The organism is Streptomyces sp. MnatMP-M17, assembly GCF_900091995.1.
Taxonomy (GTDB): Bacteria; Actinomycetota; Actinomycetes; order Streptomycetales; family Streptomycetaceae; genus Streptomyces.
The window spans coordinates 1-10,214 of the sequence record NZ_FMDK01000592.1 but is presented as its reverse complement, the minus strand read 5'-3'; the positions used below and the strand labels follow the sequence as shown (position 1 = coordinate 10,214).

Here is a 10,214-nt window from a genome sequence, read left to right as displayed (position 1 = left end):
CCCCCCCCCCCCCCCCGCCGTGACTCCGAGCGGCTCGGGCACATCGACGATCCGACGGGCGGCCACATGGCGCTCGAAGGTGCGCCGTGCCTCCTCCTCCAGATCCGCCCACGCGGCATCGGAGATGGGCGCCAGTTCACGGTGCAGGTTCTTCATCGGGGATGCTCCTCTTCAGGTCGCCGATCCCGAGCGAGCCGTCGGTCCTCGGTGCGCTTGCCGCTTCTGCCGCTCCTGCCTCCTCGGCCATTGACCCGGCCTCGCGTCCGGCCCCGCGTCCGGCCTCGGTCTCCGCTCCGGGCGGCTCCGGCGGATCGTCCAGGAAGTCGGCGCTGGGCGCGAAGAACAGCGAGCCGGTCACGGCGGTGGAGAAGTCCAGGATCCGGTCGTGCGTGGCCGGCGGACTGCCGAGGAACATGTTCTCCAGCATCGTCTCGGTGACGTCGGGAGTACGGGCGTAACCGATGAAGTACGTGCCGAACTCACCGCGGCCCACGCTGCCGAAGGGCATGTTGTCGCGGAGGATCTTCCGCTCGGTGCCGTCGGGATCGGTGACCGTGTTCAGCGCGACATGCGAGTCGGCCGGTTTGATGTCGTCGTCCATCTCGATGTCGGAGAGCTTCGTACGGCCGATCACCCGCTCCTGCTCCTCGACGGGCAGGGCGTTCCAGGCGTCCAGATCGTGTACGTACTTCTGCACGATCACATAGCTTCCGCCGGTGAACTCGGCGTCCTCGTCGCCGATCAGCACCGCCGCCCGCGCCACGGGCCCGACCGGATTCTCGGTGCCGTCGACAAAGCCCAGCAGGTCGCGTACGTCGAAGTACTCGAAACCATGGACCTCGTCGCGGACGGTGACGGCGCCGCGCAGCCGCTCCATGATCTGGGCGGCCAGACTGAAACAGAGGTCGAGCCGCGCGGCCCGGACATGGAAGAGCAGATCACCGGGTGTGGACACCGCGCGGTGGCCCGCCGGTCCGACGAGTTCACGGAAGGGATGCAGCCCGGCCGGGCGCGGTCCCCCGAACAGCCGGTCCCAGACCTGGGAGCCGATACCGGCGACACAGCTCAACTGCCCTTCGGGCGCCCGGAAACCGACCGCGCGCTGGAGTCCCGCCAGATCCGGCAGCAGCTCTCTGACGACCGGTTCGCCGCCCGGGTCCACCGTCACCACCAGGAAGATCGCCGCACCCGTCAGCGGGCTCAGCACCGGCTGCGGGATCACCTCCGGGACGGGACCGGCCATGGGCGCCTGCCTCCTCGCACATCATGGGCCGCCGCGCCGACCGGGCCCAGGCCTGACCTGCACCATTGTCCTGGGCGGGGAGCAGCGCCGCATTTCGTGGCGGTCGGGCCCGCGCGGGCCGGGCCCGCGCTCTCAGGGCGCCACGTCCACCGCTACATCCACCGTCACGTTCACCGCCGTGATCACCACCGCCACCGAAGGGCCGCCCGGCACGCTCGCGGCGACTCTCTTCCGTACCGCCCGCGCCACCTCCAGCGGGCGGTGTCCCGCCGCCGTCGCCAGCTCGATCCGGACATGCCCGGGAGTGCCGGCCACCGCGGTGCCCAGCGTCCGGGTCAGACAGGCGACACCGGGCACCGAGGCCGCCGTCAGCGCGGCTTCGCCCTTCGGCGTGGCGGTCCGTAGCTCCACCGGCTCCGTCGGTTCCGTATGCCGTGGTGCCGTCTCGCCCGCCGGCTCCGCCGCCCGCTCCAGCAGGGCCGTCACCCGCAGATCGATCTCCGCGATCCGCAGCCCCAGCCGCCTTGTCGCGCAGGCGAACAGCACCGCGCGCAGCCGGTCGGCCACGGCGGGCAGAGGCTCGTCCGTCATGTCCGTGAACTCCTCGCCGAACTCCGCCTCGATACGGAGCCGTCCGGGCGGCAGCGCGCTGGGCGGCGGCGGTACGGGAGACTCCTCCGCCGCGTCCGGGTCCGCCGGCGAGAGCCGCACCGCGCCCAGCACGGTGCCTGGCACCTCCGCCGCCGCCCGCCGGAGCTCCACCGCCGCCGCGCGTTCCGCCAGCCATGTCGCGTCGGCGGTACCGCCCAGCGGAAGCAGTCTGCCGAGGTCGAGCCGTCGGCGTACCGCGGCCGTCCAACTGTCGGAGCCGTGCGCAGTCGTCATTCCTCCAGCCTGCCGCATCCACGGCGCGGTACGGGGAAAGCAGCCCTAGTCTGAGGAAGGAAGTCTCCTGCCGCCCGGAAAACCCACCGCCCGGAAAGGATGAACGGCGATGTCGGACAGCACACCGCGCAACCAGTCAGCGCCTTCCGCCACAGAACTCTCGGGCGAGGACGGCAGGAAGCCGTCCGTCACCAAGCGCGGCGGCGGCCCGCCCGCCACGCGTGGACGTACCACCATCGCCGACGGCGTGGTGGAGAAGATCGCCGGGCTCGCGGCCCGTGACGTACTCGGTGTGCACGCCCTGGGCAGCGGGATCTCCCGTACCTTCGGCGCGGTACGCGAGCGGGTGCCCGGCACCACCAGATCCGTCAGCCGTGGAGTCAAGGCCGAGGTGGGAGAGGTGCAGACGGCGCTCGATCTGGAGATCGTCGTCGACTACGGCGTCTCGATCACCCAAGTCGCCGCCGCCGTGCGGGAGAACGTCATCGCCGCGGTCGAGCGGATGACGGGCCTGGAAGTGGTCGAGGTCAATATCGCGGTCAGTGACGTCAAGCTGCCCGAGGAGGAAGATGAAGAGGACCAGGACATCCGGGTCCAGTAGGCCGCGACGGGCCCGGGGCGCAAGAGCAGTGGAAAACCAGTAGAAAAGCGGCGGAAGGGTGCGAACGATGAGCATGGCGGTGGTCGGCCTGTTGGCCGGTATGGCGCTCGGTTTCGCCGGATACTTCGGTGGCTTCGGTGCCTTTCTGCTGGTGGCCGCGTTGGGCGCGATCGGTTTTGTGGCAGGGCGGTTCGTCGACGGCGATCTCGAACCCGGCGACTTCTTCCGTACCCGCGACCGCGACGAGCGGCGGCGGTGAGCGCGCGTGGCCGGTGACGGGGTGGTGGTGGCCGCCGAGCGCGGGGCGACCACGATCGCCGACCGGGTCGTCGCGAAGATCGCCGCGCAGGCGGCGCGCGAGGCGCTGCACGGCGTACCGGAAGGCGGCGCCGCGCCGCACGCCACGGTCACGGTGCACCGTGACATCGCGCAGGTACAGGTCGGCGTCGAGCTGGACTATCCCTCCGACATCGGTACGCAGTGCGGCGCGGTACGGGTGCAGGTCGCGCAGCGGGTCAGGGCCCTGGCGGGCATGGAGGTGCCCGAGGTGGTGGTGCGCGTCGAGCGGCTGCACTCCGTTCAGTCGCGTCTGACGGCACAGGGGAGGGTCCGGTGAGCGATCCGGCGAAGGAGCCGGCGGACGGTTCCGCGGCTGAGGGGGCCGGGAAGGAAGCGGCGCGAGGCGACGGGCCGGGCGCTCTGCCCGGCCTCGACCAGTCGGCCTCCGCCACCCGGTACGAGCCACGGCCGACGCTCACGGGCGAGGCGGACCACAGGGCCGGGCGCTTCTGGTCCACGCGCCGTGTCCCGGCCGCGCTGACGGCCCTGGTCGTTCTCGGCGCCGCCGGGCTGCTGCTGTACGACGTCGCGGCGGTACGGGCCGGCCACCGCGCGATGGAGTGGCGCCGCAGGCTCGCCGACGAACTCGCCCGGCAGCCGCTGGACGAGACCTGGACGCTGGTCGCCGCCTGTGTCGCGATGGCGCTCGGGCTGTGGCTGATCGCGCTCGCCCTCACTCCCGGGCTGCGGCGCGTGCTGCCGATGCGCCGGGACGTCGCGGACGTACGGGCCGGGCTCGACCGGGAGGCCGCCGCGCTGGCGCTGCGCGACCGGGCCATGGAGGTCTCGGGAGTACGGTCCGCGCGGGTACGGGTCAGCCGCTCCCGGGTGACGGCGCGTGCCCTCTCCCACTTCCGTGAACTCGACGCGGTACGGGCCGATCTGGACGAGGTGCTCGCCACCGGCATCGGCGAACTGGGCCTCGCGAGGCCGCCCTCGCTGACGGTCCGGGTCCGCAGGCCGGTGAAGAAGAGGTGACGGGATGATCCGGGTGGTCAACCGGGTGCTGCTGGCGCTGATCGGCCTGGCGCTGCTGTGCGCGGGAGGTCTGGTGCTCGCCCGGGGACTGGGCTGGTCGGTGCCGTCCTGGTGGCCGTACACCGGGCCGCACGATGTCCTGCTCAGCCGGGCTGACCGGGAGCGCTACCGCACCGACGGCTGGTGGTGGCCGGCCGTCATCGCCGGGCTGGCGGTCGTGGCGCTCCTGGCACTGTGGTGGCTGCTGGCCCAACTGCGCCGCGCCCGGCTGGCGGAGGTGCTGGTCGACAGCGGCGACGGACAGGGCGCGCTGCTGCGCGGGCGCGCGCTGGAGAGCGTCCTGGAGGATGACGCGGAGTCCCTCGACGGTGTGGCGCGCGCCAATGTCCGTCTCCGGGGCCGCCGTTCGGGCCCGTCGGCCCGGATCCGGCTGCTCCTGGAACCGCACGCCTCGCCGCGCGGGTCGGTGAACCGTCTCACGGACGAGGCACTGGCCCATGCCCGTGACTCGACGGGCCTGGCCGCGCTTCCGGCGGAGGTCCGCCTGCGCGCGGCCAGGCACAGCGCGGAACGCGTCACCTGATCCGTGTCACCTGATCCGAGGTCATCCGACGTGGCCCGTAACACGGTCCGGGGCACACAGCCGCGCGGTGAGAAGCCGTGGCGTGCGGTCAGAAGCCGTGGCGCGCGCCGCCGTCCACCGGGAGCATGACGCCCGTCAGATACGACGCCGCCGGCGAGAGCAGAAACGCGGCCGTCCTGCCGAACTCCTCCGGAGTCCCGTACCGCCGCAGCGGTATACGGGACTCCTGAGCCGCCCGTGCCGCCTGCGCGTCGCCCGACAGCGCGTCCAGCTCGCGCATCCGGTCCGTGTCGATACGCGACGGCAGCAGGCCCAGCACCCGTATCCCGCGCGGACCGAGCTCGTACGCCAGGGACTTCGCGAAGCCGGCCAGCCCGGGACGCAGACCGTTCGAAATCGCCAGGCCCGGGATCGTCTCATGCACCGAGGCCGACAGCACGAAGCCGATGACACCGCCCTCGCCCAGCTCCGCCGCCGCCTCGCGCGCCAGCCGTACCGCGCCGAGGAAGACCGTCTCGAACGACGCCCGCCACTGTTCGTCCGTATTGCCCGTGGGCGATCCCGGCGGCGGGCCGCCGACACTGATCAGAATGCCGTCGAAGCCGCCGAACTCCCGGCGCGCCGCCCCGATCAGCCGCTCCGCCACGGCCGGATCCGCGTTGTCCCCGGCCAGCCCGTACGCGCCCGGGCCGATCGCCGCCGCGGCCTTGGCGACGCTCTTCTCGTCCCGCCCGGAGACGACGACCTTCGCACCGTCCGCCGCCAGCGCCTCCGCGGCAGCCCGGCCCAGCCCTCGTGAAGCACCCGTCACGACATAGACACGGTCTTTCAGTCCAAGATCCATGGCCCTATCCTGCCGTGCGCTCCCCGGCCAGCGTCAGGGCGGTCACCACCAGACCGATATGGCTGAATGCCTGCGGAAAGTTGCCGAGTTGCCGCCGCGCCACCGGGTCGTACTCCTCCGAGAGCAGCCCGACATCGTTGCGGAGCGCGAGCAGCCGCTCGAACAGCTCCTTCGCCTCCTCCGTACGGCCCGTCAGATGCAGCGCGTCGGCCAGCCAGAACGAGCAGACCAGGAACGCGCCCTCCCCGCCCGGCAGCCCGTCCACACCCGGCCCGGTCGTGCTGTAGCGGCGCAGCAGACCGTCCTGGCCCAGCTCCGCCCGTACCGCGTCGATCGTGCCGACCACCCGCGGATCGTCCGCCGGCAGAAATCCGACGCGCGGAATGAGCAGCGTCGCCGCGTCCAGCTCGGTGGAGCCGTACGACTGCGTGAAGGTGTTCCGCTCCGCGTCGTATCCGCGCTCGCACACCTCCCGGTGCACCTCGTCCCGCATCGCCCGCCACCGGTCCGCCTTCCCGCTGAAGTGCGGATTGCGCTCCAGCGTCCGTACGGCCCGGTCGGCGGCGACCCATGCCATCACCTTGGAGTGGACGAAGTGCCGGCGCGGCCCTCGTACCTCCCACAGTCCCTCGTCCGGTTCACGCCATTTCGACTCCAGGAAGCTGAGCAGAGTCAGCTCCAGACTCCAGGCGTGCGGTTTCGGCGGCAGACCCGAGGTCCGCGACACATGGAACGAGTCGATGACCTCGCCGTACACATCGAGCTGGAGCTGATCGACCGCGCTGTTGCCCGTACGGACCGGCGAGGAGCCCGCGTATCCGCTCAGCCAGGACAGCTCGCTCTCCGGCAGCCGCCGCTCACCGGCCAGGCCGTACATGATCTGAAGATCGGCCGGATCGCCCGCCACCGCGCGCAGCAGCCAGTCCCGCCAGGCCGCCGCCTCCTCCAGATAGCCGACCGACAGCAGCACGCCCAGCGTCAGTGTCGAGTCGCGCAGCCAGCAGTAGCGGTAGTCCCAGTTGCGTACGCCGCCCAGCTCCTCCGGCAGAGAGGTGGTCGGCGCGGCGACGATGCCGCCCGTCGGACCGTACGTCAGCGCCTTGAGCGTAATCAGCGAGCGCATGACGGCGGCGCGGTTCGGGCCCTCGTAACGGCAGCGCGCGGACCAGATCGCCCAGTCCTCCAGACACTGCGCCAGCGCCTCGAACGGATCGGTGAGCGGCGGGCGCTCCTCGTGCGAGGGATGCCAGGTGAGGACGAACGCCACGCGCTCGCCCGCGCCGACGGTGAACGACGAGCGGGTGCTGAAGCGCTGGCCCCAGGTCTTGACCGCGGGCTCGCTGCGCAGCCAGACGGAGTCGGGACCCGCGATGGCGAGCCGGTGGCCCTCCTCGCGCCGCATCCAGGGCACGACGGAACCGAAGTCGAAGCGCAGCCGGAGCGTGGCGTTCATCTCCACCGAGCCGCTGACGCCCTCGATGATCCGCACGATGTCGGGCGCCACATCGCGCTGCGGCATGAAGTCGATGACCTTGACCGTGCCGGCGGGCGTCTCCCAGACGGATTCCAGCACCAGCGTCTCACCCAGATAGCCACGCCGTGTGCAGTCGCCCGCGCCCGCGGGAGCGATCCGCCAGTGGCCGTTCTCCTCGTCGCCGAGCAGTGCGGTGAAGCAGGCCGCCGAGTCGAAGCGAGGAAGGCACAGCCAGTCGATGGAGCCGTTTCTGCCGACCAGGGCGGCGGTCTGGAGATCGCCGATGAGTGCGTAGTCCTCGATGCGTTGGGTCACGCAAAGGGCTGTTCCCGGAGCGCGGAACGGCTAAGCAGATGTGCGAGGCGGCTGAGCGGGTGTGCGGGACGGCCGGGCAGCCCAGGCGAGCGGGGCGCCCGGTGCGTCGGTTCTGGCCCGTCGTACGGTCAGGCTGTCGCGGGCGTGCGTTCCGGCTCGGACTCGGCCGCGGCCCGACCGGCCGCCGCCGCGCGGTCGCGCAGCTCACGGCGGACCAGAATCACCCAGCCGACGGGCACGGCCGCCGCGAACAGCCACCACTGGACCGCGTACGCCATGTGCGGCCCGATCGAGCTGTCGTCCGGTGTCGGGATCTGCTCGGGAGAGCCACCGGCCGGCACGGGCGCGGTCTGCTCGATGTAACCGCCGAGGACGGTGCGTCCGAGCGCCTTCTGCTGCCGCTCGCTGTTGATCAGCATGACCTGGCGGGGCGGCAGATCCTGTACGTCCCTTATCCCGGTGACCGCCGCCGTCTCGTCGGCCTTCAGCCGGCCGGTGACGGTGACCTCGCCCTTCGGCGCGGCCGGAATGTCCGGGAAGGCCCGCTGGTCACCGGTGGACGGGATCCAGCCGCGATTGACGATGACCGCCCGGCCGTCGCTCAGGACGAGCGGTGTGAGGACGTGATAGCCGACCTGGTCGTCGGCGGAGGTCCTGCGGCGTACGACGACCTCGTCGGCGGTGTCGAACCGGCCGGTGGCGGTGACCGTGCGCCAGTAGTCGGCGCGCGGGACGGTGTGCCCGGGGGAGGTCAGCTCTTCGACCGGGACGGGCTTCGCCTTGAGGTTGTCCGAGATCAGGGAGTTCTGGGCGACCCGGTGCTCATGCCGGTGGAGCTGCCAGAAACCCAGCTCGACCATCGCGGGGATGAGGGCGAGGGCGAGCAGGGTGAGGATCACCCACTGCCGGGACAACAGGAAGCGGTACACACCATCGACCGTACCCGGCGGCCGATGGCAGCCGGACGGCGGGTGGGCGGCGGAAGGCGGCGGGTGGGTTTCCGTCCCTGTCCGGACATAGGGTGCGGGCCGCAGGCGAGCCGCCCGCCGATCACCCGTCTGCGGCGACGGACTCGGCGGCGGGCGTGGAGACGGGCTCGTGGATGGGCTTGGAGACGGGCTCGGTGGCGGGCGCGGGGACGGATCCGCGCGCCGGCGCCACATCCCGAAGGAGCTGGGTGAAGGCCGCCTCGTCGATCACCGGCGTGCCGAACGACGCGGCCTTGACCGTCTTGGACGTCGAGGACTCCGGGTCATTGGTCACCAGGAGACTCGTCAGCCGGGACACACTCGTCGCCACATGCAGCCCCGCCTCCACGGCCCGGTCCTCCAGCAGCTCACGGTCGACCGAGGTGTCGCCCGAGAACGCCACCCGCATTCCCTGCATCAGCGCGCCGCCCGGCTCGTACCGCCCGGGGTTCGGATACGGGCAGGCGGGCCGTCGGCGCGAGGGCCGCCAGCTCGTCTGCCGATAGGCGGGCTGATATCCGACCCGGGGCCGCGCCGGCGCGTCCGACCACTCGGTGAGCGGCAGACACTCCAGCAGCGGCAGCCGAACACCCCCGCGCGCGGCGGCGTGCAGACTCGGCCGGAACGCCTCGGCCAGCACGCGCGCGTCGTCGAGCGCGTGGTGCGCGCGCTGCTGTACGACACCGAAGTGCGCGGCGAGCGACTCCAGTTTGTGGTTGGGCAGCGGCAGGCCCAGCTCCTTGGAGAGCGCGATGGTGCACAGCCGCTGCCGGGTGGGCGCGGTCCGCGCCGCGCGCGCGTACTCCCGGGCGATCATCGACCAGTCGAAGATCGCGTTGTGCGCCACGAGCACCCGGCCGTCGAGCCGCTCGGCCAGCTCACCGGCGACCTCCGGGAAGAGCGGCGCGTCGGCGAGCACCTCGCTCGTCAGACCGTGGATCCACACGGGCCCCGGGTCGCGCTCCGGGTTGACCAGTGTGTACCAGTGGTCCTCGACATTGCCCCGCGCGTCCAGACGGTAGACGGCAGCGGAGACTATCCGGTCGTCGCGTGCGAGTCCGGTGGTCTCCACGTCGACGACCGCGTACCCCTCGGGGTAGGCGGCCGGCCACATCGCTGAAGTCGTATGGTCGTCGAGCATGGTCACAGAGAATACGGGCCGGGACTGACAGACCTGACGCCCGGTCGGCGGAGCCGTCGTACCGTCAGGGGGCTTACAGGAACGGCGGGTGGAGGAGCCGCGCGTGAGACGCTCGCCGGGTGACTGACACAACGCCGGGCGGACCTCCCGTCGGGCCACACGAAGAACCGCACGGTGATTCCCTGGGCACGCGTCTCAACTGGCTGCGGGCGGCGGTCCTCGGCGCCAACGACGGCATCGTCTCCACCGCCGGACTGGTGGTCGGTGTGGCCGGAGCCACAGACTCGCGCTCCACCTTGCTCACCGCGGGCCTCGCCGGGCTGCTGGCCGGATCGATGTCGATGGCCGCGGGGGAGTACGTATCGGTCTCCACCCAGCGCGACTCGGAGAAGGCGGCGCTGGAACTGGAGCGGCGCGAACTGCACGAGCAGCCACAGGCCGAACTCGACGAACTGACGGGCCTGCTGGCGGAACGTGGCCTCTCGGAGGAGGTGGCCCGCGAGGCGGCGCGGCAACTCACCCGACGCGACGCCCTGCGCGCCCACGCACGCGTGGAACTGGGCATCGACCCGGACTCCCTCACCAACCCCTGGCACGCGGCGGGCGCCAGCTTCCTGGCCTTCACCGCGGGCGCGCTGCTCCCGCTGCTGGCAATCGTGCTCCCACCGGAGGGCCTGCGACTGCTGGTGACGGTCCTTTCGGTACTGGCCGCGCTGGCGCTGACGGCCTGGTGGAGCGCAAGGCTGGGAGCGGCGGCGGTGGCGCCGGCGCTGGTGCGGAACGTGGGCGGGGGAGCGGTGGCGATGGGGGTTACGTATGGGGCGGGGGCGTTGCTGGGGGCGG

Annotated in this window: 13 protein-coding genes; 6 read left to right on the top strand and 7 right to left on the bottom strand. The window is 71.9% G+C overall.

Annotated features, from left to right (window positions below; translation table 11 throughout):
- The 3 genes from GA0115259_RS25335 to GA0115259_RS25325 form a co-directional block, all read right to left on the bottom strand.
- Positions 1-156, bottom strand: a 156-nt coding sequence (locus tag GA0115259_RS25335) for an encapsulin (RefSeq protein WP_161230464.1), incomplete at its 3' end; no start/stop codon positions are given.
- Positions 137-1,243 (bottom strand): Dyp-type peroxidase, encoded by a 1,107-nt coding sequence (locus tag GA0115259_RS25330; protein WP_093601317.1) that lies wholly within the window; start codon positions 1,241-1,243, stop codon positions 137-139. The genes GA0115259_RS25335 and GA0115259_RS25330, both read right to left, overlap by 20 nt.
- A gap of 132 nt (positions 1,244-1,375) precedes the next feature.
- Entirely contained in the window at positions 1,376-2,128 is a 753-nt protein-coding gene (locus GA0115259_RS25325; RefSeq protein ID WP_093601315.1) for a hypothetical protein, read from the bottom strand.
- Positions 2,129-2,237: 109 nt separating this feature from the next.
- On the opposite strand from GA0115259_RS25325, the gene GA0115259_RS25320 reads away from it, so the two are divergent.
- From GA0115259_RS25320 to amaP, 5 genes are all read left to right on the top strand, one after another.
- Positions 2,238-2,729 (top strand): Asp23/Gls24 family envelope stress response protein, encoded by a 492-nt coding sequence (locus GA0115259_RS25320; RefSeq protein WP_093601313.1) that lies wholly within the window; start codon positions 2,238-2,240, stop codon positions 2,727-2,729.
- 67 nt (positions 2,730-2,796) lie between these two features.
- Positions 2,797-2,988 carry a hypothetical protein gene (locus tag GA0115259_RS25315; protein WP_093601311.1) on the top strand — a complete coding sequence of 64 codons (192 nt, stop codon included), beginning with the start codon at positions 2,797-2,799 and terminating at the stop codon, positions 2,986-2,988.
- Positions 2,989-2,994: 6 nt separating this feature from the next.
- Positions 2,995-3,345, top strand: a complete 351-nt coding sequence (locus tag GA0115259_RS25310; RefSeq protein ID WP_093601309.1) for an Asp23/Gls24 family envelope stress response protein — start codon at positions 2,995-2,997, stop codon at positions 3,343-3,345.
- Positions 3,342-4,046, top strand: coding sequence for a DUF6286 domain-containing protein (locus GA0115259_RS25305; RefSeq protein WP_370748443.1), 705 nt, complete (start codon positions 3,342-3,344; stop codon positions 4,044-4,046). The genes GA0115259_RS25310 and GA0115259_RS25305 overlap by 4 nt, the downstream gene beginning before the upstream one ends.
- Before the next feature lie 4 nt (positions 4,047-4,050).
- Complete coding sequence (gene amaP / locus GA0115259_RS25300; protein WP_093601307.1) at positions 4,051-4,629, top strand: alkaline shock response membrane anchor protein AmaP; 579 nt, start codon at positions 4,051-4,053, stop codon at positions 4,627-4,629.
- A gap of 88 nt (positions 4,630-4,717) precedes the next feature.
- On the opposite strand, the gene GA0115259_RS25295 is transcribed toward amaP, so the two are convergent.
- From GA0115259_RS25295 to GA0115259_RS25280, 4 genes are all read right to left on the bottom strand, one after another.
- Positions 4,718-5,473 (bottom strand): SDR family oxidoreductase, encoded by a 756-nt coding sequence (locus GA0115259_RS25295; RefSeq protein ID WP_093601305.1) that lies wholly within the window; start codon positions 5,471-5,473, stop codon positions 4,718-4,720.
- A 4-nt stretch (positions 5,474-5,477) separates the two neighbouring features.
- The gene (locus GA0115259_RS25290) at positions 5,478-7,262 is read right to left on the bottom strand and encodes a glycoside hydrolase family 15 protein (RefSeq protein WP_093601303.1); all 1,785 of its coding nucleotides are present in this window, start codon (positions 7,260-7,262) and stop codon (positions 5,478-5,480) included.
- A gap of 128 nt (positions 7,263-7,390) precedes the next feature.
- Complete coding sequence (locus tag GA0115259_RS25285) at positions 7,391-8,191, bottom strand: SURF1 family cytochrome oxidase biogenesis protein (RefSeq protein WP_093601301.1); 801 nt, start codon at positions 8,189-8,191, stop codon at positions 7,391-7,393.
- A gap of 121 nt (positions 8,192-8,312) precedes the next feature.
- Positions 8,313-9,377 (bottom strand): DEDDh family exonuclease, encoded by a 1,065-nt coding sequence (locus GA0115259_RS25280; protein WP_093601299.1) that lies wholly within the window; start codon positions 9,375-9,377, stop codon positions 8,313-8,315.
- 113 nt (positions 9,378-9,490) lie between these two features.
- Between GA0115259_RS25280 and GA0115259_RS25275 the strand changes: the two genes are divergently transcribed.
- The coding region (locus tag GA0115259_RS25275; protein ID WP_093601297.1) for a VIT1/CCC1 transporter family protein at positions 9,491-10,214 on the top strand (724 nt) is incomplete at its 3' end.